We start from the raw sequence: 22144 nt of genomic DNA on the forward strand, positions 1-22144 counted from the left end.
GTAATCACAGGAAGACCATAAGCGTCCTGTAAGGAGTTCACTTGATTACACATGTTAGCCCGCTTGGTTCAATGGATATGCTGTCGCAGCTGGAAGTGGATATGCTTAAGCGCACCGCCAGCAGCGACCTGTATCAACTGTTTCGCAACTGCTCGCTTGCTGTGCTCAACTCGGGGAGCCTGACCGATAACAGCAAGGAGCTCCTGTCCCGTTTTGAAAATTTCGATATTAACGTGCTACGTCGCGAACGCGGCGTGAAGCTGGAACTGATCAACCCGCCGGAAGACGCCTTCGTTGACGGGCGCATTATTCGTTCCCTGCAGGCCAACCTGTTCGCCGTACTGCGCGACATCCTCTTCGTGTACGGCCAGATCCACAATACCGTTCGCTTCCCGAACCTCGATCTCGAAAGTTCGGTCCATATCACCAACCTGGTGTTCTCGATCCTGCGCAACGCCCGCGCGCTACACGTCGGCGAAGCGCCGAACATGATCGTCTGCTGGGGCGGCCACTCGATCAACGAAAACGAATATCTCTACGCCCGCCGCGTCGGTACGCAGCTGGGACTGCGGGAACTGAATATCTGCACCGGCTGCGGGCCTGGCGCGATGGAAGCGCCGATGAAAGGCGCCGCCGTCGGCCACGCGCAGCAGCGCTACAAAGACAGCCGCTTTATCGGCATGACCGAACCGTCCATTATCGCCGCAGAACCGCCAAACCCGCTGGTCAATGAACTGATCATCATGCCGGACATCGAAAAGCGTCTGGAGGCCTTCGTGCGCATCGCCCACGGGATCATCATCTTCCCGGGCGGCGTCGGCACCGCCGAAGAACTGCTCTACCTGCTGGGTATTCTGATGCATCCGGATAACAAAGCGCAGGTGCTGCCGCTGATCCTCACCGGACCGAAAGAGAGCGCTGACTACTTCCGCGTGCTGGACGAATTTATCACCCATACCCTGGGCGAATCCGCCCGTCGCCACTACCGGATCATCATCGACGACCCGGCGGAAGTGGCGCGGCAGATGAAAAAAGCGATGCCGCTGGTGAAAGAGAGCCGTCGCGAGACCGACGACGCCTACAGCTTCAACTGGTCAATTCGTATCTCGCCGGACCTGCAGATGCCGTTTGATCCGACCCATGAAAACATGGCCAACCTCAAACTCTCCCCGGACCAGCCGGTGGAAGTGCTGGCCGCCGACCTGCGCCGCGCCTTCTCCGGCATTGTCGCAGGTAACGTCAAAGAGGTGGGCATCCAGGCCATCGAGCAGTACGGTCCATACAAGCTGCACGGCGACCCGGAGATGATGCGCCGCATGGACGATCTGCTGCAGGGCTTCGTCGCCCAGCACCGCATGAAGCTTCCTGGCGGTACCGCCTATATTCCCTGCTACGAAATCATCGCCTGATTTCCGTCCCGCCGGGGCAGCGCCTGTTGCCCCGGCGGGCACGCTTTCTCTGACTTCCAAAACGCGCCAAAAACCTTTCTGTGACTAATCAAACACCTGAATTGTTTTTACATAGCCAATCGTTTGCGTTAGTAAAAACTGCGACAATTATCACTGCAAAAAATGGTTTTAAGCGCAAAAACGTCGACCACTTCTCTTTTTTACAGTAAATCCCTCGTTATTACGCCGCCCCGCTTTTATCTCATATGCTGCAAATGGTAGCCTGCGCGCCACAAATCGCTGGCTGATCACCAGAAACAGGCTGTTGGACTAAAAATACGCACATTGAAAGTGGATTATTGCATTTGAGATCGCGATCACTGATGCATAAACCATATAAATGTATCTTTCCGGCCCAATTATTACGGAGAAAATTTCTAAAAAAACCGTAATTAAACGAATTTCGTGTTACGCAATTGTATTTGTTCATTAGATTTTGTTGATTCCTCCAGGAGATACAGATGGAAACCACTCAAACCAGCACCATCGTTTCGGGCGAAACCCGCAGCGGATGGCGTAAAACCGACACCATGTGGATGCTGGGCCTGTACGGTACAGCGATCGGCGCGGGCGTCTTGTTCCTGCCGATCAACGCCGGCGTCGGCGGCATGATCCCCCTGATTATCATGGCGATTCTGGCCTTCCCGATGACCTTCTTCGCCCACCGCGGTATGACCCGCTTCGTGCTCTCCGGCAAAAACCCGGGCGAAGACATTACTGAAGTGGTTGAAGAACACTTCGGCGTAGGCGCAGGTAAGCTGATTACCCTGCTCTACTTCTTCGCTATCTATCCAATCCTGTTGGTCTACAGCGTGGCGATCACCAATACCGTCGAAAGCTTCATGGCGCACCAGCTGCACATGACGCCGCCGCCGCGCGCTATTCTGTCGCTGATCCTGATCGTCGGCATGATGACTATCGTGCGTTTCGGTGAGCAGATGATTGTAAAAGCGATGAGCGTGCTGGTGTTCCCGTTCGTTATCGCCCTGATGGTGTTGGCGCTGTACCTGATCCCGCAGTGGAACGGCGCGGCGCTGGAGACCCTCTCCCTGAGCGGCGCCTCCGTCACCGGCAACGGCCTGCTGATGACCCTGTGGCTGGCGATCCCGGTAATGGTCTTCTCTTTCAACCACTCGCCGATCATCTCCTCCTTCGCGGTTGCCAAGCGTGAAGAGTACGGCGAAGGCGCCGAGAAAAAATGCTCCAGCATCCTGGCTCGCGCCCACATCATGATGGTGCTGACCGTGATGTTCTTCGTCTTCAGCTGCGTTCTGAGCCTCTCTCCGGCAGACCTGGCAGCGGCGAAAGAGCAGAACATCTCGATTCTGTCTTACCTGGCGAACCACTTTAACGCGCCAATCATTGCCTGGATGGCGCCGATCATCGCGATGATCGCCATCACCAAATCCTTCCTCGGCCACTACCTGGGCGCCCGCGAAGGCTTTAATGGCATGGTGATTAAGTCCCTGCGCGGTAAAGGCAAATCGATCGAAATCAACAAACTGAACAAGCTGACCGCGCTGTTCATGCTGGTTACTACCTGGATTGTAGCGACGCTGAACCCGAGCATCCTCGGCATGATCGAGACCCTGGGCGGCCCGATTATCGCGATGATCCTGTTCCTGATGCCGATGTACGCGATTCAGAAAGTGCCGGCGATGCGTAAATACAGCGGCCACGTTAGCAACGTCTTCGTGGTGATTATGGGTCTGATTGCCATCTCCGCGATCTTCTACTCGCTGTTCAGCTAATTCAGTCAACACCTCCCCCCCGCGCCGCTGAACGGCGGCGCGCTTTCCGACAGCACGGGAATACATATGATCAGCGTATTCGATATCTTTAAAATCGGCATTGGCCCTTCCAGCTCCCATACCGTTGGACCGATGAAAGCGGGCAAACAATTTACTGACGACCTGATCGCGCGCGGCCTGCTGGCCGAGGTGAGCAAAGTCGTCGTCGACGTCTACGGCTCCCTCTCCCTGACCGGTAAAGGCCACCATACCGATATCGCGATTATCATGGGGCTCGCCGGCAACCTGCCGGACACCGTCGACATTGACGCCATTCCGGGATTTATTCAGGACGTTAACACCCACGGTCGCCTGATGCTGGCCAACGGCCAGCACGAAGTGGACTTCCCGGTCGATCAGTGCATGAATTTCCATGCCGACAACCTTTCGCTGCATGAGAACGGCATGCGCATCACCGCCCTGGCCGGCGACCAGGTGCTCTACAGCCAGACGTACTACTCCATCGGCGGCGGCTTTATCGTCGATGAAGCGCACTTCGGCCAGACCACCGACGCGCCGGTGGCCGTCCCTTACCCCTATAAAAACGCCGCCGACCTGCAGCGTCACTGCCGCGAAACCGGGCTGTCGCTCTCCGGCCTGATGATGCAGAACGAACTGGCGCTACACAGTAAAGAGGCACTGGAGCAACACTTCGCCGCGGTGTGGGAAGTGATGAGCGCCGGGATTGAGCGCGGCATTACCACCGAAGGCGTCCTGCCGGGCAAACTGCGCGTTCCGCGCCGGGCCGCCGCGCTGCGCCGCATGCTGGTGAGCCAGGACACCACCAACAGCGACCCGATGGCGGTGGTCGACTGGATCAATATGTTCGCCCTCGCGGTGAACGAAGAGAACGCCGCCGGCGGCCGGGTGGTAACCGCGCCGACCAACGGCGCCTGCGGTATCGTGCCGGCAGTGCTGGCCTATTACGACAAGTTTATCCGCAAGGTGAACAGCAACTCCCTGGCCCGCTATATGCTGGTGGCCAGCGCGATTGGTTCGCTGTATAAGATGAACGCCTCGATCTCCGGCGCCGAAGTGGGTTGCCAGGGTGAAGTGGGCGTCGCCTGCTCAATGGCGGCGGCCGGTCTGGCGGAACTGCTGGGCGGTAGCCCGGGCCAGGTGTGCATCGCGGCAGAGATCGCCATGGAGCATAACCTCGGTCTGACCTGCGACCCGGTCGCCGGCCAGGTGCAGGTGCCTTGCATCGAACGCAACGCTATCGCCGCCGTGAAAGCGGTCAACGCCGCGCGAATGGCGCTGCGCCGGACCAGCGAGCCGCGCGTCTGCCTCGATAAAGTCATTGAGACCATGTACGAAACCGGCAAAGACATGAACGCCAAGTACCGGGAAACCTCCCGCGGTGGTCTGGCGATGAAGATTGTCGCCTGCGATTAACCTGCTGGCCCGCCACGCGTCGCCGCGGCGGGCCCTCTCACCCACCTTTTGTTATATCAATTAAAATTTAGTTATTTAATGGTTATAAGCGCTGTTTGTTACCTTACGCAAAACGCTAAGGAGAACAGACAATGTCCAACCGATTCCGCCCCGCCTGGCTGCTGGTCCTCGCCGCCCTTTCCGCCTCCGCGCTGGCCAAAGCGCCGGAGACCGTCAACATCGGCTATCAAAAGGCGAACATCTTCGCGCTGCTGAAATATCGCGGCACCCTGGATGAGAGCCTGAAAAAACAGGGCATTGCCGTCCGCTGGGTCGAATTCCCCGCCGGTCCGCAAATGCTGGAGGGGCTCAACGTCGGCAGTATCGATCTGGCCGCCACCGGCGATGCGCCGCCGGCCTTTGCCCAGGCGGCACAAGCCGATCTGGTCTACCTTGCCCACTCCCCCGCTAACCCAAAAACGGAAGCGATTGTGGTCCCGGAGCAGTCGACGATCCGCAGCGTAGCCGATCTGAAGGGCAAGCGCGTGGGGCTGAACAAGGGGTCCGACGTCAACTACCTGCTGGTCGCCGCGCTGGAAAAAGCGGGCCTCAGCTATAAAGACATCACCCCGGTCTATCTGCCGCCGGCGGACGCCCGCGCCGCTTTCCAGCGCGGGGCGATTGATGCGTGGGTGATCTGGGATCCGTTCCTCGCGGAAGTGGAAACCAACGCGAAAGCCCGACAAATACGCAACGCCGAGGGGCTGGTGCCGCACTACACCTTCTATCTCGCCAGCCGTAAGTTTGCGGATACCTACCCGGAGACGGCAAAACAGGTGGTGGATGAGCTGGGTAAACTCAGTGTGTGGGCGAACAGCCATCAGGACGAGGCCGCCGGCCTCCTGTCGACCTCAACCGGGCTGGATAAAGCCATCTGGCTGAAGACCCTGGCCCGCCTGCCCTACGGCGCTGAACGCATGACGCCGGCGGTGTATAACGAACAGCAGGCGCTGGCGGATACCTTTACGCGCATCGGCCTGCTGCCGGTGAAAGTCGACGTACGCAGCGCCACCTGGTCGCTGGATAAACCTTAGTTTTCCCGGCGGCGGGAGGCATTGCGCCCCCCGTCGCCGACGGACTTATCCCGCCGTTTTCTCACCATTGCCAATCTGCCAGATGAAGGTCGGCGCCTCACCGTTCACCAGCCAGTTTCCGATATTGCGCGCCTTGTAAATCACCGGATTATGCGAGGCGACCGTCCGCGCATTGCGCCAGTGACGGTCCAGCGCCAGACGGGTACGCGTATCCGACGCTCCGAGGGCATTGAACAGCTCCGTCGCCGCCCGCGGGATCCAGTCGCTGGCGATCACCTGCGCCTGCGCCGCTTCCACTTCCGCCAGCTGGTTGCGCCGGGCGATCAGCGCTTCGTCGTCGCTGACGTGCGCCACATAGGCCTGCTGCAGCGATTCTGCGGCCTGCAGGACCGCGGCCCGGGTCGCCCATGCCCAGCTGCTAATCTGCCCAACGACCTGCAGAACCTGGGCATCATCGCGCGGTACGGCGGCGTTGCCGTGGCTGTACATCCGGGACCGGTGTTTGACGCCCTGCGCGGCATCCCGCTCAACCGCCAGGCCGATGCCCGCGAGGGTCGCCAGCAGCACATGCTGATAGAAGGCGGTCTGATAGCGAAAGCGCTGGGCAAAGTCGTAGACGTGGTCGGTTTCCACCCGGGCGTCGGTGAAGCGGGTGGTCCCGCTGCCGGTCAGCCGCTGGCCAAAGCCATCCCAGTCATCTTCCCGCGCCACGCCGGGCTGTTGGGTGCTGACCAGGGCAATCGCATCGCCACCGGTATCGCTGCGCCGGGCAAACACATCGATCCAGTCGGCGTACAGCGCGCCGGTGCTGTAGAACTTCTCGCCGTCGAGTCGCCAGCCGCCCTCTGCAGGCGTCACCCGAGTGTTCACCTCCCCCAGCTTAACCGCGCCGATCTCCGTCCAGCCGCTGCCCACCAGCTCGCCGTCAAGGAAGCGACGAAACCAGCGGTCGCGCCCGGCGGAATCCGGCTGATTCAGCTGATCTTCCACAAAAGCAAAGTGTGCGCGCAGGGCCTGCGGCAGGTTAGAATCCGCTTGCGCCAGCTCAATCAGCAGCGCGCTGAGCTGCGGCAGCGAAGCACCCCAGCCGCCCTTCTCGCGCGGGATACGCAGCGTGCCGAAGCCCGCTTCTTTCAGCCAGCGGATCGGCTCCTCGGGCAGAACGCGCTGCTGTTCGCGTTCCGCGGCGCCCTGGGCGATGCGGGTGAATATCGGGCGGAAGGCGGCCGCCAGCGCGTCATAATCGGTGCCAGTGGAGAGCAAGGTCATAGTCGGTTCCTTATTCATGAATTGCGTCAATATCTTCTCGTGTCGGTTCATGACGGACCGCCAGCAGGAAGAAAATGGGAATAATGGCGGCAAGCGAGACCACCCAGAACATCTGCGTGCCGAGCGAGGCCTGCAGCAGCGGCAGAATAAACAGCGCCAGCGCGCTGCCGATCCCGGAGAGCGCCCGGCTGAAACCGACCCCGGTGGCGCGAATGGCGGTGGGATAGGAGAGCGCCGGGTAGATCATCAGCTGCGCCCCCGGGCCAAATCCTTCGGCGAACAGCCACAGTCCCAGCATCGCGATGGCCAGTACGATGCCTGCCGTCGCGTGCGGTTGCCCCACCAGCGCCAGCACAATCAGCGCCACAAACTGCAGGGCAAAGCCGGCTATCGCCACATGACGCGAAGGGTATTTCCACGCCAGATGCATACCAAGCAGCCCGCCGGTAAAGGCAAACAGGGCGTTCAGCCCCAGTGATGCCGAAATAGTTTCGAAGACGCCAGCCCCGAGAAACTGTGCAAGAATTGACGGCAGGAAAAAGGCAATCGCCGTGTACTCGAAGGAGATACAGATATTCATCACCCCGGCGACGATAGTCCGCTCACGGTAGGGTTTTTCGAACAGCACGCGAAAGCTCACTTTCGGCGCCGGCGCCGGCTTCGCCGTCGGGACCTCATGGGCATGGATCCCCCAGGAGTCGCGTAAGATGCGCACCGCAGAGGTCAGATCGCCCTGGTTTGCCGCCCACAGCGGGGATTCGTTCATGAACCGGCTGCGGACGGCGATAATCAGCAGCGCCGGCACGGCGCCGAACAGCAGGGAGGCGCGCCACAGCCAGTCAAGATGCTCCTGCGGCAACAGGAAATAGAGACCGAAGATAATAAGAAAGCAGACGGTTGAGGCGGCGTACCACATCGGGCACCACGCCGCGAGGCGAGCCGCTTTGTTGCCTTTGCCGGCAAAGCGGGAAAACTCGGCCAGATAGGACATCGCCACCGGCAGGTCGATGCCGACGCCGATGCCCATCAGGAAGCGAGCGCCAATCAACACCCAGACGTTTGGCGCCAGCCCGGCGGCGATAGCCGAAATAACGAAAAAGAACATATCGGCCATAAACACCGAATAGCGACCATATTTATCGGTCAGCCAGCCGCCAATAATATTGCCGACAATGGTCCCGACCATAATGGAGGAGGTCACCAGGCCGGTCAGCAGCGGCGAGAGCTGAAATTCACGCACGACGTCATCAATACCGTAAGAGAGCGTGGTTAAGTCATACGCGTCGAGAAAAACGCCGCCCAGCGCGAGGAAGACAATCATCCGCGCATATTTCGCCTGTTCCCTGCCGGAATTAATTAGCCGCGCCACATCCCCGACGCTACTGACCGGTACCGAAGCGATACCGGGATTATCCACTGGTAATGTACTCATTTTTTCACCTTATTATTTTGTGCAGGTCATCAGCGGTTATAAACCTCGCGCGGCGAGAATCAAAACAACAATTCATACTATAAAAATCAATATAATCAATAAGTTAATTAAAACCACCAGCACAAAAAGGACGCGCTTTCGCGCATCCTAAAAGGAAGTAAATAACAACGAAAAGAGACGTCGTGCAGGACGCTTATTCCGCCGATACCGGAACTAATACGTCTTTTACCAGCGGATCGTTGGTGGTTTTTAACCACGTCTGGATCCGTGGGTCAGAAAAGGCCTGTTTTAATTTGACGATATTTTCCTGCGATAAATACGGCGTACCAATCACTAATTGCGAAGCAAAGGTGCGCGGCGCCGGCGGGAATAAAATGCCTTTCTCACGCGGCACTTTCCCGGCGTCAAATTGCGAGACATAGCCGATGGCGGCATCCACCGAATTTAACGCCCGCGGCATGGTCAGCAGATCCAGCTCTTTAAAGACAAACTGATGCGGGTTGTCGACAATATTTTTCAGCTTCGCCGTGCGCGGCTCTACCGCCGGGTCGAGCGAGATCAAACCAATGCGCTGCAGCAGCCACAGAGCCTGTCCCTGATTGGCGCCGTCGTCAGGCACCACGATGGTCGCGCCGTTGGGCAACGCCTGTACCGACGAGTAGCGGTCGGAATAGATGCCGAACGCCCACTGGAACACCGGCACCGTAGTCGACAGTGCAAAGCCGTTGGCGTCCACCACCTGTTTAAGCCACCACTGATGCTGATAGATCGTCCCGGCATACTGTCCTTCCGCTACCGCGCGGTCAGCCTGAACCGGATCCTGCACCCCCACCGCCTCCAGCTTCAGGCCGTAATCGGGCGCAATATGCTGATTAATATACTCAATAATCCGCTGCTCGCCGGCCATCGCCGGCTCATAGTGAATTTTTAACGTGCTGCCGAAGACCACCTGCTGGCTTTGGGTATGTCCCCGCCACCACCAGAAAGCGATGGCGAGCAGGATAATCACCGCCAGCGCCGCCAGCCAGGGCCAGCGCCGCGCTTTACGTAACTCAAATTGCTCTGTTGTCATACAAGGTTCCCCTGCGTGTGGCGTAAACGGTTGACCAGGCGGTCACCCAAAAATTGAATCACCTGGATCGTGGCGATCAGGGCCACGATCGTCGCGATCATGATATGGTTGTCGAAGCGCTGATAGCCGTACACCACGGCCAGGTAGCCGATGCCCCCGGCGCCGATGGTCCCGGCGATGGCCGAATACTCGATCATCGAGACCAGGTTTAGCGTCACCGCCGCCACCAGCGCCGGCAATGCTTCACTGAGCTGCGCGCTGGCAATGATTTGCCAGCGCGATCCACCGCAGACGACGCCCACCGCGGTGACCTCCGCCGGCAGCTCGCGCAGCGCGTTCTCCACCAGACGGCCAAAGAACGGGACGCCGGCGGCGATCATCGGCACCACCGCGGCGGGGATGCCAATCGTGGTGCCGGTCAGCCAGTAAGTGAACGGGATAATAGCGGCCATCAGCACCAGAAACGGCAGCGAACGTCCCATGTTGACCACCCAGTTCAGCAGCCGGTACAGCAGTGCGTGCGGAAATAATCCCCGCGGCGAGGCGTTAAATAGCACCACCCCCACCAGCCCTCCCAGCGTGACGACAAACAGCATCACAATGGCCACCATTAGCCAGGTTTCGCCATAGGCGGGAAGCAGCAGCGAAGGGATTTCGCTCCAGGGGGTGTCCTGGCTGATGACTGTCGGTTTCATACCGCCTCCCTGAGCAACGGCGCGCTGTCGAGGATCTCCGCCGTCATGCCGAGCTGCGCCAGCAGGCCCTGCAGCCGCGCGGGCGACAGGCGTTCGCCCTGAAAGCGCACTCCAACCTGCAGACGACCGGCCAGTCGACCGTTAATCACCTCGACGTGGCCGCCAAGGAGATCGATCTGCAGCGCCCACTGCTGGCTCAGGCGGCTGATCCAGTCGGTGGCCACCGGCACATCCCAGCGGTAGCTCAGACGCAGCAGCAAATCGCTGTGGGCCGCTGCCGCCGGCGTCAGCGGCAACAGCTGCTGGCCGAGCAGGGAATCGGGACGCGCCAGCAGATCTTCGAGCCGCCCGTACTGGACGATCGTCCCGTCGCGGATCTCCGCCACCGCATCCGCCGCCGAGCGCACGGCGTCCATTTCATGGGTGATCAGGACGATCGCCAACTGGTACTCATCACGCAGCCGCTTGAGCAGAGTCAGCACCGAGGCCGTGGCCTGAGGATCGAGGCCGGAGGTGGCTTCATCCGCCAGCAGAACGGACGGGCGCAGCGCCAGCGCGCGGGCAATGGCGATCCGCTGGCGCTGGCCGCCGGAGAGCTGGGCCGGCCAGGCATCCGCTTTGTGGCTCAGGCCGACGCTCTCCAGCAGCTCACCGACCCGCGCCTTGATATCGCGCTCCACCACGCCAAGCCACGCCAGCGGCAGGGCGACATTCTCCCAGGCGGTCCTGCGGCTCAGCAGCGCCGAAGACTGGAAAACGGTGCCAATCGCCCGCCTCTCCCGGCGCAGCGCCTCGCCGGACAGCACCGACAGATCCAGGCCATTGATACGAATGCTGCCGCTGTCCGGGCGCTCCAGCAGGCTGATGCAGCGCGCGAGAGTTGATTTACCGGCGCCGCTCGGCCCCACCACCGCGGTGATGGAGCGCTCAGGCACCTGCAGCGATAGCCCTTTCAGCACCGCGCTGAGCCGGCCATCCACCGTGCGGTAGCTTTTATGCAGATCATCGATAGCGATCATGTCACCTTCTCCTCTACCGATGCCGCCGTGCGCGCATCGCGTCGGTAGCTGGCGCCCGGGTGAGGCGCGGCCAGACGCGGACCGGCGCCGAACAGTTTTTCGCGCAGGGTCCCCTCACGGTACTCTTGCTTAAAGACGCCGCGCTTTTGCAGCTCTGGCACCAGCAGCTCGACGACGTCGCGGAAGGTTTCGTGGGTGACGGCATAGGCAAGGTTAAAGCCATCGACATCCGTCTCTTCGACCCAGGACTGCAGTTCGTCCGCCACGGTTTGCGCGCTGCCGACCACCAGCGGGCCGAAGCCGCCGATACCGGCCCAGTCGGCCAGGGCCTGCACCGTCCACTGCCGGTTCGGGTCCGCAGTGGAGAAGGCCTCCACCGCCGACTGAATGGCGTTGGTGTGCAGATACTTCAGCACCTGATCCGGCTGATACTGGCCGAAATCAATCCCCGTCCAGCCGGAGAGCAGCGCCAGCGCGCCTTCATAACTGACGTACTGCTTATATTCCTGCCATTTCGCCTGCGCCTCGCGGTCGGTGTCGCCAACAATTACCGTCTGCAGATTGAAGATCAGAATGCTGTGCGGATCGCGCCCTGCCTCAGCCGCCCGGCGGCGAATATCCGCCACCGTCTTCTTCAGCAGCACTTTCGACGGCGCAGCGACGAAGACGCATTCGGCATGGTCGGCGGCGAACTGTTTGCCGCGGCTGGACGCTCCCGCCTGATACAGTACCGGTGTGCGCTGCGGGGATGGCTCGCAGAGGTGGATCCCCGGCACGGAAAAGAACTGTCCCTGATGGTTAATGGGATGGATTTTCCGCGGATCGCTGAAGATCTTGCGCTCTCTGTCGCGCAGCACCGCCCCGTCCTCCCAGCTTCCCTCCAGCAGTTTGTAGATCACCTGCAAATACTCATCGGCATAGTCATAGCGGGTGTCGTGGTCGGTCTGAGTTTGCTGGCCGATATTGCGCGCCCCGCTCTCCAGATAGGAGGTGACGATGTTCCAGCCCACCCGCCCTTTGGTCAGATGGTCGAGCGTCGACAGACGACGGGCGAAGGGGTAAGGATGCTCAAACGACAGCGAGGCGGTCAGACCGAAGCCCAGATGCTCCGTCACCAGCGCCATCGGAGTGATCAGGGCCAGCGGATCGTTGACCGGCACCTGCGTCGCCTGGCGGATCGCCGCGTCGCCGCTGCCGTTCAGCACGTCGTAGACGCCAAGCACGTCGGCGATAAACAGCCCGTCGAACTTGCCGCGCTCCAGCAGTCGCGCCAGATCCACCCAGTACTCCAGATCTTTATACTGCCAGGAGCGATCCCGGGGATGCGCCCACAGGCCCGGCGACTGATGGCCGACGCAGTTCATATCGAAAGCGTTAAGACGAATTTCACGTTGTGATGACATAGCAATCTCCATAGCGCGGCCCGTCGCCGGGGCGCACGCGTCAAAATGAATCAGGGAAGGTAAAGGGAGGTATTCAGTACGCTGGACATCGGGAGTCCTGCGGGATCCCGAGCGTGAGTAACGCTTGCGCCGCCACCTCAGCGGCATGGTCGGCTACCTGCGGCAGGCCCATCAGTTCGCCAAAACGCCCGCGGGCGGCCGGACCGGCCACCAGCACCGGCGGCGCCTCAACCTGCGGATCAGCCACTGCCCGGGAACGGCTGTCCACCTCCAGGCCCATGCCGAGAGCATCAGCGCGAATAAGGCCGCGGCGGGCAAGGTCCTGTAAAAATGGCTGGCTGTCGGTTAGGGCACGGTGCGCGGGTCCGGTCGTCAGGATCAGATGATCGACGCTCAGGGTCTGCACGCCGCCGCCGCGCCGCGCCAGCGTCAGACGCAGTGTCTCGCCTTCAGCGCTCATCGACAGTAGCCTGGCCGCCTGCACCTGCAGACTGCCCGTGCGCTGGCGCGCCTCCAGCACCTCGGCGACCTGCGGCGCCACGCGGTAGCGGTGGACATCCCAGTAATGGCGCAGATGGCGCAGAAAACGCTGGCGATCGGCGACGCTGAGCGCCTGCCAGATCCGCTGCCCCTGCTGGCGGACCGCATCCAGCACCACCTGCCAGCTCAGGCCCTGCTGCGCCGCATACGCCACATCGAGGCGGATCTGGCGCAGGCGCTGGCGCAAGTTGCCCTGCTGATAGTCGCCGGGCCATGCTGCCCCCGCGCCGCTGAGGTTACCGCGCGACAGCAGGCCGTGGCGCGAAAAGGCGATGATACTGCCGCGGTGGCCCAACCGGTCCAGCGTCGCGACCGTATCGGCCATGGTTAATCCGGTGCCCATCACCGCCACCCGGGCGTGCGGGGCGATGGCGTCGAGCGCGCCAGGCTGCCACGGGTTGGCAATCAGCGCCGGATGGTGACGCCAGGCTTCGGCCTGCGCCGGCAGCGAAGGCGGTGGATGGCTGATCGCCAGCACCAGCAGGTCGGCCTTAAGCTGCAGTCCACCCTCGGTGCGAACCGTCCCCTGATCAAAAGCGAACGCCCGATCGCGCAGGTGGCGCAGCCGTCCGCCGCTGGCGGCCGCGGCGTCGGAAAAACGCTGTGCCACATAGCGACCAAACTGGCCGCGCTGAGGGTAGACGGAACCGTCCGGGCGCAGCGCCTGCGCATCGGCGGCAAAGGCAGGCTGACGGCGGTACCAGCGATCGAAGGCGCCCTCTTCATCACCGGTCAGTTGCATACGGGCGGCCGGGACGTTAATCCGGTGCGTCGGCTCCGCGGTGGAGTAGGCTACCCCGGCGCCGGGAGTCTGACGCGGCTCCAGCAGCGTCACGCGCACCCCGTTCGGCGCCAGGCGCAGAAGCTCAATCGCCACCGCCGCGCCGCTAAAGCCGCCGCCGATAATCACGATATGCGGTTCTGCACTCATCGCCGCCCTCCTCCGGTATGCTGTCTCATGGTCGCGCTCCTGGCCATCAGCTGGCGCTGGCCTGGCGCACCGGGCGCTTATCGCCGCCGATGGTTTCGCCAAAGGGACCGGTGTTCACGCTGCGCGCCTTCGACGAGGCCGCGTTTTCCAGCGGCAGCAGAGGCATCACCAGCTCAGCGAAGCGGTGTGCCTCTTCCAGATGCGGGTAGCCGGAAAAGATAAAATTGCTGATGCCGAGCGCCTGATATTCGCGGATGCGCTCCGCCACCTGCTGCGGATTACCCACCAGCGCGGTTCCCGCGCCGCCGCGCACCAGCCCGACGCCGGCCCACAGATTAGGGGCAATACGCAGATTGTCGCGCGATCCCTGATGCAGGGCGCTCATCCGCGCCTGGCCAGCCGAGTCCATACGGGCGAAGATCTTTTGCGCCTGAGCGATGGTGTCGTCGTCAAGATGGGCGATCAGCCGGTCGGCGGCGGCCCACGCCTCCTCTTCCGTTTCGCGCACGATAACGTGCAGACGGATGCCATATTGCAGGGTGCGTCCGCGGGCCGCGGCGCGCTCGCGCACCACCGCCAGCTTCTCCGCCACCAGTTCCGGCGGTTCGCCCCACGTTAGATAACTGTCGATCTGTTCGGCCGCCACATCGATAGCCGCCTCAGAAGAGCCGCCGAAGTACAGCGGCGGGCCATTCTCCTGAACCGGCGGAAACAGCACTTCCGCCCCCTCGACATGAATATGCTCCCCGTGATAGTCCACTTTCTCCCCGCGCAGCAGGCGGGAGTAAACGTCGAGAAATTCGCGGGTCACCTGGTAGCGTTCGCTGTGGCTGAGAAAGATGCCATCGCCTTTGTTTTCCACCGGGTCGCCACCGGTGACGACATTGATCAGCAGCCGTCCTTCCGATAAACGGTCGAGGGTGGCCGCCATCCGCGCCGCCAGAGTGGGCGGCTGCAGACCCGGTCTGACCGCCACCAGATAGCGCAGACGGCGGGTCAACGGCGCCAGCGCCGAGGCCACCAGCCACGAATCTTCACAGCTTTTACCGGTGGGGATCAGCACGCCGTAATAACCCAGGCTGTCGGCCGCCAGCGCCACCTGCTGCAGATAAGGTAAATCGACCGGACGTCCACCCTCGGTGGTGCCCAGATAGCGGCCATCGCCATGGGTAGGTAAGAACCAGAAGACATTGATCTTGTCGGGAACTTGCTGCGTCATTATCTATTTCCTATATAACCATATCCGATATTTATCGAAGAGAAGTTTTAATTTGGTTATATGAGTGTTAGCGATAATCATGCCAATGGTGAATAAAAAATTACATTTTTAAAATCAAGGGATTGAAAACATCCCACGCGCGTCGTGCTGTTGCAAATCCCGCAGCCGCCGCGCATCCGCTGGCGCATTTGCAACAGCCGTCGGCCTTTCCCCCTCTGGTTTCCGCCGCCGCCGCAGGATAAGTTCAGGAGGTCAACGACCGGAGGCCCGCTATGCTGAACCCAGAATCCCCTTCCACCGCGCCCGCGCTGATCGACCCGGCATCGAAGGCTTTCCAGAGCCTGCTGGACAAGCTCGCGCCGACGGAGGCTACCGTGCTGATCGTGGGCGAAACCGGCACCGGCAAGGAGGTGGTGGCGCGCTATCTCCATCACCACAGTCCCCGCCGCCAGCAGCCGTTTCTGGCCGTTAACTGCGGCGCGCTAACCGAGAGCCTTGCCGAAGCCGAACTGTTCGGCCATGAGAAAGGCGCCTTCACCGGCGCGCAGCAGGGACAGCCCGGCTGGTTTGAAGCCGCGGAAGGGGGGACGCTGCTGCTGGACGAGATCGGCGAATTAAGCCTGCCCCTGCAGGTCAAGCTGTTACGGGTGCTGCAGGAGCGCGAAATTACCCGCGTCGGCTCGCGCAAAGCGATTAAAGTGAATGTCCGGGTGATTGCCGCCACTCACGTCGACCTGGCCCAGGCAATCCGCGAGCGCCGCTTTCGCGAAGATCTCTACTATCGGCTGAATATCGCGGTGGTGCCGCTGCCGCCGCTGCGCCAGCGTCGGCAGGATATCCCGCAGCTGGCGCACCACTTTTTATCGCTCTATGCCCGCCGCCTCGGCCGGCCAACCCTGCGTCTGGCGCCGGAGTCGCTGGCCCGGCTGATGGACTATGCGTGGCCGGGTAATATTCGTGAGCTGGAAAACACCCTGCACAACGCGGTGCTGCTCAGTAAAGAAGAGGAGATTAGCCCCGCCCAGCTGCGCCTGGCGACGCTCAACGACGCCCCGTCGCCGGCGAGCGATCATGAACTGAACGACTTTATTCGCCACCAGCTGGCGCTTCCCGGCGAGCCGCTGTGGCAGCGGGTGACCAGCGCGCTGATCCGCCACGCCATGGCGCATTGCGACGATAATCAGAGCCAGGCGGCCGCGCTGTTAGGGATCAGTCGGCATACCTTACGCACCCAGCTCGCTAACCTCGGGCTGATCAAAAGCCGCCGCCGTCCGCCTGCGCCGCCGCGGGCATTCGCCAGCGCGACCGGGGCCGATCGCGAGCTGCGCATTGGCTACCAGCGCTTCGGCAGCCTCGGGATCCTGAAAGCCCGCCAGAGTCTGGAGACCGCCTTCGCCAGCCTCGGCGTCAACGTGCTGTGGAGCGAGTTTCCCGCCGGACCGCAGCTCCTTCACGCCCTCGCCTGCAACGAGATCGACTTTGGCACCACCGGAGAAGCGCCGCCGGTGTTCGCCCAGGCCAGCAACAGCGAACTGATGTACGTGGCATGGGAGCCGCCGGCGCCGCGCAGCGTGGCGATGGTCGTCCCGCAGGAGAGCGACATTCGCCAGCTCAGCGATCTGCGCGGAAAACGCATCGCCCTCAATAAAGGGTCGAATGTCCACTGGCTGCTGCTGCAGATCCTCGAGGACGCCGGGCTGGGGCTGAACGACGTGCGGGTGGTCTATACCCCGCCGAAATACCCGCTGACCGCCAGCGACTATCTGGCGGTGGACGCCTGGATGATGTGGGATCCGCTGCTCAGCGACGCCGAACACACCGGCGAGCTGCGGGTGGTCGCCAGCGGCGAAGGACGGGTCAACAACCATCAGTTTTATCTCTCGCGACGGGACTATCTCGCTCAGCACGGCGATATCATGCGCCGCCTGCTGACGGAGCTGACCCACACCGGGCAGTTTATCGACTCGCATCGTGGCGAAGCGGCCCGCTTACTCTCAGCAGAGCTGGGGATTGACGCCCGGTCGCTGCGCATCGCCCTCGCCCGCCGTAGCCATCGCCCAAGGCCGATGGATCTGTCAGTGATCCGCGCCCAGCAGACTATCGCCGATCGCTTTTACGCCCTCGGGCTTATCACCAAACCGGTCCCGGTGCGGGAAGCGGTGTGGTACGGCGAGCCCGCGCCCGGCGTCGCCAGCTCGCTGATGGCGGTCAGTTAGCGAAAATTGCGCGTTATCTTCCTGATTGTTCAGGCGCAGATAGCCTCGATCCGATGGCGATGTTACCCTAAAGACGCTGAGAATAAGGGGGTATCTGTGGCTGTTCATCTGTTAATCGTCGACGCGTTAAATCTGATCCGCCGCATCCACGCGGTGCAGGGTTCGCCCTGCGTCGATACCTGCCTGCATGCGCTGGAGCAGCTGATTGTCCACAGTCAGCCCACCCACGCGGTGGCGGTGTTTGATGATGAGGATCGCGCCCACGGCTGGCGCCACCAGCGCCTGCCGGAGTACAAAGCCGGCCGCGCGCCGATGCCGGATACGCTGGTCGCCGAGATGCCGGCGCTGCGGGCCGCCTTCGAACAGCGGGGGATCCGCTGCTGGGCCTCGCCGGGCAGCGAAGCGGACGATCTCGCCGCCACCCTGGCGGTGAAGGTGGCCCAGGCGGGCCATCAGGCCACCATTGTCTCCACCGACAAAGGCTACTGCCAGCTGCTGTCGCCCACCATCCGCATCCGCGACTACTTTCAGAAGCGCTGGCTGGACGCCCCCTTCATCGCCAGTGAGTTCGGCGTCACCCCGGAGCAGCTGGCGGATTACTGGGGGCTGGCGGGGATCAGCAGCTCGAAGGTGCCGGGCGTGGCGGGCATTGGCCCGAAAAGCGCCGCCCAGCTGCTGAACGAGTTTCAGGACCTGGAGGGGCTGTATGCCCGCCTGGCAGAGGTCCCGGAAAAGTGGCGCAAAAAGCTGGCAGCGCATCAGGAGATGGCCTTCACCTGCCGGGAAGTGGCCCGCCTGCAGACCGACCTACAGCTGGATGGCAATCTGCAGCAGCTGCGGCTGACGCGCTGACCCTACCCGAGCGTGGTGCCGGCGCGGCGGCACCGCCTGCTTCCCCCGGGCCGGCCCCTCACCAGGCCGCCTGATATAACTCGACGATATCGGCCAGGCTCGCCTCGCGCGGGTTGCCGCCGGTACACACATCCGCCAGCGCCGCCTGGGCCAGCGCCGGAATATCCTCTTTCCTGACATCCACCTCGCGCAGATGGCCGGGAATACCGACATCGCGGTTTAGCTGGCACACCGCCTCCACCGCCGCCAGACGCGCGGCGCTCAGGCTTAACGCTTCCCCTTTGACGCCCATCGCCCTGGCGATATCGCGATATTTTTCCCCGGTCGCCTCAGCATTAAAGCGCATCACGTGCGGCAGCAGGATGGCATTCGCCACGCCGTGCGGCGTGTTGTAAAAAGCGCCGAGCGGATGCGCCATGCCGTGCACCAGGCCAAGCCCGACGTTGGAAAATCCCATTCCCGCCACATACTGGCCGAGCGCCATAGCTTCCCCCGCTCCGGCGTCGCCGGCAACCGAGCCGCGTAGCGCGCCGGCGATGATCTCGATGGCCTTGAGGTGCAGCGCATCGGTCAATGCCCAGGCGCCGCGAGTGAGGTACCCTTCGATAGCGTGCGTCAGGGCGTCCACGCCGGTGGCCGCCTTCAGCGTCGGCGGCATGGCGTCCATCATATCGGCATCGATAAAGGCCACCTGCGGAATATCGTGCGGGTCGACGCAGACGAATTTGCGCCGCTGTTCTTCATCGGTGATGACATAGTTAATCGTCACCTCCGCCGCGGTCCCCGCGGTGGTCGGCACCGCGAAGATCGGCACGCTGGGCTGACGGGTGGGCGACAGCCCCTCCAGGCTGCGAACATCGGCGAACGCCGGGTTACGCTGAATAATACCGATCGCCTTACAGGTATCCTGCGGCGAACCGCCGCCGATGGCGATCAGGTAATCCGCCCCGCTGCGCTGAAAGGCCTGCAACCCCTGCTGAACCACGGCGATGGTGGGGTTCGGGATCACGTCGCTGAACATGTCCCATGCCAGCCCGGCGGCGTCCAGTTTGTCAGTGACTTTTGCCGCCACGCCGCACTTCGCGAGGGTCCTGTCGGTCACGATCAATGCCTTGCGATAACCGCGCCGCATCACTTCATCGGTTAATGCGTTTATCGCCCCCCGGCCAAACCACGCCGTTTCGTTGAGGATCATTCGGTTTGCCATCGCGTCTCTCCTGTTAGGGTTGCGGCATCACTCTTCAATGCGTAATCCGTAGGTTTTAAACTTCTCCAGCACGATGGCGATCGCCTCGTCATCCAGCACGGGGACCGGGTCGGTAATCGCCAGGGTGCTGAGATAGAGCTGGGCCAGGACTTCCACTTCATGCGCCAGCCAGAGCGCTTTCTCCAGGCTGGCCTCGCAGGCGATCAGGCCATGATGCTGCAGCAGCGTGGCTTTGCGGTGCTTCAGCGCCACCGCGACATGCTCAGACAGTTCGCGGGTGCCGAAGGTGGCATAGGGCGCGCAGGGGATCGAATTCCCGCCGGCGGCGGCGATCATATAGTGGATGGCCGGAATGGGTCGGTTGAGGATCGACACCGCCGTACAATGGACTGCGTGATTGTGAACTACCGCCTGGGCATCGGGCCGCGTCTGGTAGGCCGCCTGATGGAAACGCCATTCGCTGGAGGGCAGTTTTCCCTGCTCATGCTGACCGTCGGCATCAATAAAGACGATCTTGTCTTCCGTCAGTTTTTCATACGGGATGCCGGTGGGCGTGATCAGCATCCCCCCCTGATAGCGCACGCTGACATTGCCGGCGGTCCCCTGATTTAACCCCAGGCGGGTCATTTCCAGGCAGGTATCGATAATCTGCCGGGCCAGTCTGTTTCTTTCCATTGTTTTCCTCTTTTAGCGACTCATCATCCGTCAACGGCAGGGCAACATAATTATTGTTGGCGACCGTGGGATAGGTTGAATAATGATCTCCATCTTCAGCCTGAATAATCGCAGGGGAATTTCCATCGCTATATTTTGTGAACCACGTCAATTATTCCATCATAAAAAAAGGGATGTAACTGGTTAAGCGGATGTTGAAAATGCCCGTTCTTAAAAATATTTCTTCAAGCGGGCATTTTATTTTTCTGTAACATTTGCCCGTTTTCCACGATATATATTCAATCGGTCATTGGCGTTGTGGTTTTGTGAATTTATTTCCTCAAACGGTCAGTCATTTTGAAAAATTAAAGTGACAATTATCACATAAAATGGTCCACAGAGCGTTAAGTGTGACCCTCATCATATTAACAGGCGGTTTTTATTTGAAAATGAAGCCATGAGTTCCGCCGTGACTTTCATTTCACTCACCGGCGCGTCACCTGAGCTCACTTAATTTTGCGGTCTGCTGCAGCACCAGACTGCGCCCTGAATGCTGTTGTAAATGCTTCTGAACTGATGAGGACGCTATGGGAAACACAACGATACCAACGCAAAGTTACCGCGCCATGGAGAGCGGGCAAAGTAAGAGCTACATTATTCCTTTTGCTCTGCTGTGCTCCCTCTTTTTTCTGTGGGCCGTGGCCAATAATCTCAATGATATTTTATTACCGCAGTTTCAACAGGCCTTTACCCTGACTAATTTTCAGGCCGGATTAATCCAGTCGGCTTTTTATTTTGGCTATTTTATTATTCCCATCCCCGCCGGGATGCTGATGAAAAAACTCAGCTATAAAGCCGGCATTCTTACGGGTCTGTTTTTATATGCTTGTGGCGCCGCGCTGTTCTGGCCTGCCGCCGAAGTAATGAATTACACCTTATTCCTGATTGGGTTATTTATTATCGCCGCCGGGCTTGGCTGTCTGGAAACTGCGGCCAACCCATTTGTCACCGTCCTCGGTCCGGAAAGCGGCGGTCACTTCCGCCTGAATCTGGCCCAGACCTTTAACTCATTTGGCGCCATTATTGCCGTGGTATTTGGCCAGAGCCTTATTTTGTCCAACGTCCCGCATCAGCCGCAGGAGGTGCTGGATAAAATGACGCCAGAGCAGCTCGGCGCCTGGAAGCACAGCCTGGTCCTGTCGGTACAAACCCCCTATATGATTATCGTGGCCATCGTGCTGCTGGTCGCCCTGCTGATCGTCTGTACCCGTTTCCCGTCGCTGCAAAGCGATGACCACAGCGACAGCGCGCAGAGCACGTTTCTCGCCTCGCTGTCGCGCCTGATGCGCATCCGCCACTGGCGCTGGGCGGTACTGGCTCAGTTCTGCTATGTCGGTGCGCAAACCGCCTGCTGGAGCTATCTGATTCGCTACGCTGTCGAAGAGATCCCGGGCATGACGGCCGGTTTCGCCGCCAACTACCTGACCGGCACCATGGTCTGTTTCTTTATTGGCCGTTTCACCGGCACCTGGCTGATCCGCCGCTTCGCGCCGCATAACGTGCTCGCTATCTATGCGCTTATCGCCATGCTGCTCTGTCTGCTCTCCGCCTTCAGCGGCGGCCACGTCGGTCTGCTGGCCCTGACCCTGTGCAGCGCCTTTATGTCCATTCAGTACCCGACCATCTTCTCGTTGGGGATTAAGCACCTGGGCCAGGACACCAAATATGGCTCGTCATTTATCGTCATGACCATCATCGGCGGCGGGATCGTCACCCCGGTAATGGGCTTTGTCAGCGACGCCGCCGGCAATATCCCGACCGCCGAACTGGTTCCGGCGCTGTGCTTCGCCATCATCTTTATTTTTGCCCGTTTCCGCTCGCAAGCGGCGACGAACTAAACCTGTTATCCGCATAACCTGAGGGATCTGT

Annotated in this window: 17 protein-coding genes; 7 read left to right on the forward strand and 10 right to left on the reverse strand. The window is 61.0% G+C overall.

From position 1 onward, the window contains the following. Positions 1 to 41 precede the first annotated feature (41 nt). The 4 genes from ppnN (at position 42) to ABLV76_RS15940 (ending at position 5706) form a co-directional block, all read left to right on the forward strand. Complete coding sequence (ppnN, locus tag ABLV76_RS15925; protein WP_004205551.1) at positions 42 to 1409, forward strand: nucleotide 5'-monophosphate nucleosidase PpnN; 1368 nt, start codon at positions 42 to 44, stop codon at positions 1407 to 1409. Between the two features lie 500 nt (positions 1410 to 1909). Then, positions 1910 to 3199 (forward strand): HAAAP family serine/threonine permease, encoded by a 1290-nt coding sequence (locus tag ABLV76_RS15930; RefSeq protein ID WP_004205549.1) that lies wholly within the window; start codon positions 1910 to 1912, stop codon positions 3197 to 3199. Positions 3200 to 3265: 66 nt separating this feature from the next. Further along, positions 3266 to 4633, forward strand: coding sequence for an L-serine ammonia-lyase (locus ABLV76_RS15935; RefSeq protein ID WP_017899189.1), 1368 nt, complete (start codon positions 3266 to 3268; stop codon positions 4631 to 4633). 131 nt (positions 4634 to 4764) lie between these two features. Next, a complete protein-coding gene (locus ABLV76_RS15940; RefSeq protein ID WP_032456530.1) occupies positions 4765 to 5706 on the forward strand; it encodes a sulfonate ABC transporter substrate-binding protein in 942 nt (313 codons plus the stop codon). Positions 5707 to 5751: 45 nt separating this feature from the next. Here ABLV76_RS15940 and ABLV76_RS15945 read toward each other — a convergent pair whose 3' ends face one another. The 8 genes from ABLV76_RS15945 to ssuD form a co-directional block, all read right to left on the reverse strand. Further along, a complete protein-coding gene (locus ABLV76_RS15945) occupies positions 5752 to 6975 on the reverse strand; it encodes an acyl-CoA dehydrogenase family protein (RefSeq protein ID WP_064178247.1) in 1224 nt (407 codons plus the stop codon). 10 nt (positions 6976 to 6985) lie between these two features. Continuing rightward, entirely contained in the window at positions 6986 to 8407 is a 1422-nt protein-coding gene (locus ABLV76_RS15950) for an MFS transporter (RefSeq protein WP_017899191.1), read from the reverse strand. Between the two features lie 193 nt (positions 8408 to 8600). After that, the gene (locus ABLV76_RS15955; protein ID WP_004205538.1) at positions 8601 to 9479 is read right to left on the reverse strand and encodes a MetQ/NlpA family ABC transporter substrate-binding protein; all 879 of its coding nucleotides are present in this window, start codon (positions 9477 to 9479) and stop codon (positions 8601 to 8603) included. Continuing rightward, positions 9476 to 10174, reverse strand: coding sequence for a methionine ABC transporter permease (locus tag ABLV76_RS15960; protein ID WP_017899192.1), 699 nt, complete (start codon positions 10172 to 10174; stop codon positions 9476 to 9478). The genes ABLV76_RS15955 and ABLV76_RS15960 overlap by 4 nt, the downstream gene beginning before the upstream one ends. Continuing rightward, complete coding sequence (locus tag ABLV76_RS15965; RefSeq protein ID WP_017899193.1) at positions 10171 to 11193, reverse strand: ATP-binding cassette domain-containing protein; 1023 nt, start codon at positions 11191 to 11193, stop codon at positions 10171 to 10173. The genes ABLV76_RS15960 and ABLV76_RS15965 overlap by 4 nt, the downstream gene beginning before the upstream one ends. Then, positions 11190 to 12596 carry an LLM class flavin-dependent oxidoreductase gene (locus tag ABLV76_RS15970; protein ID WP_048295486.1) on the reverse strand — a complete coding sequence of 469 codons (1407 nt, stop codon included), beginning with the start codon at positions 12594 to 12596 and terminating at the stop codon, positions 11190 to 11192. Before ABLV76_RS15970 ends, ABLV76_RS15965 begins: the two co-directional genes overlap by 4 nt. Before the next feature lie 73 nt (positions 12597 to 12669). Beyond that, positions 12670 to 14067 (reverse strand): FAD-dependent oxidoreductase, encoded by a 1398-nt coding sequence (locus tag ABLV76_RS15975; RefSeq protein ID WP_069602516.1) that lies wholly within the window; start codon positions 14065 to 14067, stop codon positions 12670 to 12672. A 46-nt stretch (positions 14068 to 14113) separates the two neighbouring features. Continuing rightward, entirely contained in the window at positions 14114 to 15286 is a 1173-nt protein-coding gene (ssuD, locus tag ABLV76_RS15980; RefSeq protein WP_004205532.1) for an FMNH2-dependent alkanesulfonate monooxygenase, read from the reverse strand. A 272-nt stretch (positions 15287 to 15558) separates the two neighbouring features. Between ssuD and ABLV76_RS15985 the strand changes: the two genes are divergently transcribed. Together ABLV76_RS15985 and xni are read left to right on the forward strand one after the other, a co-directional pair. Continuing rightward, positions 15559 to 17502, forward strand: coding sequence for a sigma-54-dependent Fis family transcriptional regulator (locus ABLV76_RS15985; RefSeq protein ID WP_348878379.1), 1944 nt, complete (start codon positions 15559 to 15561; stop codon positions 17500 to 17502). 96 nt (positions 17503 to 17598) lie between these two features. Next, positions 17599 to 18354: a flap endonuclease Xni gene (xni, locus tag ABLV76_RS15990; protein WP_023319031.1), complete on the forward strand. Its 756-nt coding sequence runs from the start codon at positions 17599 to 17601 to the stop codon at positions 18352 to 18354. 58 nt (positions 18355 to 18412) lie between these two features. On the opposite strand, the gene fucO is transcribed toward xni, so the two are convergent. Continuing rightward, positions 18413 to 19561, reverse strand: coding sequence for a lactaldehyde reductase (gene fucO / locus ABLV76_RS15995; protein ID WP_064178245.1), 1149 nt, complete (start codon positions 19559 to 19561; stop codon positions 18413 to 18415). A 27-nt stretch (positions 19562 to 19588) separates the two neighbouring features. Next, positions 19589 to 20236, reverse strand: coding sequence for an L-fuculose-phosphate aldolase (fucA, locus tag ABLV76_RS16000; protein WP_002915470.1), 648 nt, complete (start codon positions 20234 to 20236; stop codon positions 19589 to 19591). A gap of 566 nt (positions 20237 to 20802) precedes the next feature. Between fucA and fucP the strand changes: the two genes are divergently transcribed. Next, positions 20803 to 22113: an L-fucose:H+ symporter permease gene (fucP, locus tag ABLV76_RS16005; RefSeq protein ID WP_004205525.1), complete on the forward strand. Its 1311-nt coding sequence runs from the start codon at positions 20803 to 20805 to the stop codon at positions 22111 to 22113. Positions 22114 to 22144 lie beyond the last annotated feature (31 nt).

The organism is Klebsiella sp. GB_Kp047 (assembly GCF_040065235.1).
GTDB lineage: Bacteria > Pseudomonadota > Gammaproteobacteria > Enterobacterales > Enterobacteriaceae > Klebsiella > Klebsiella quasipneumoniae.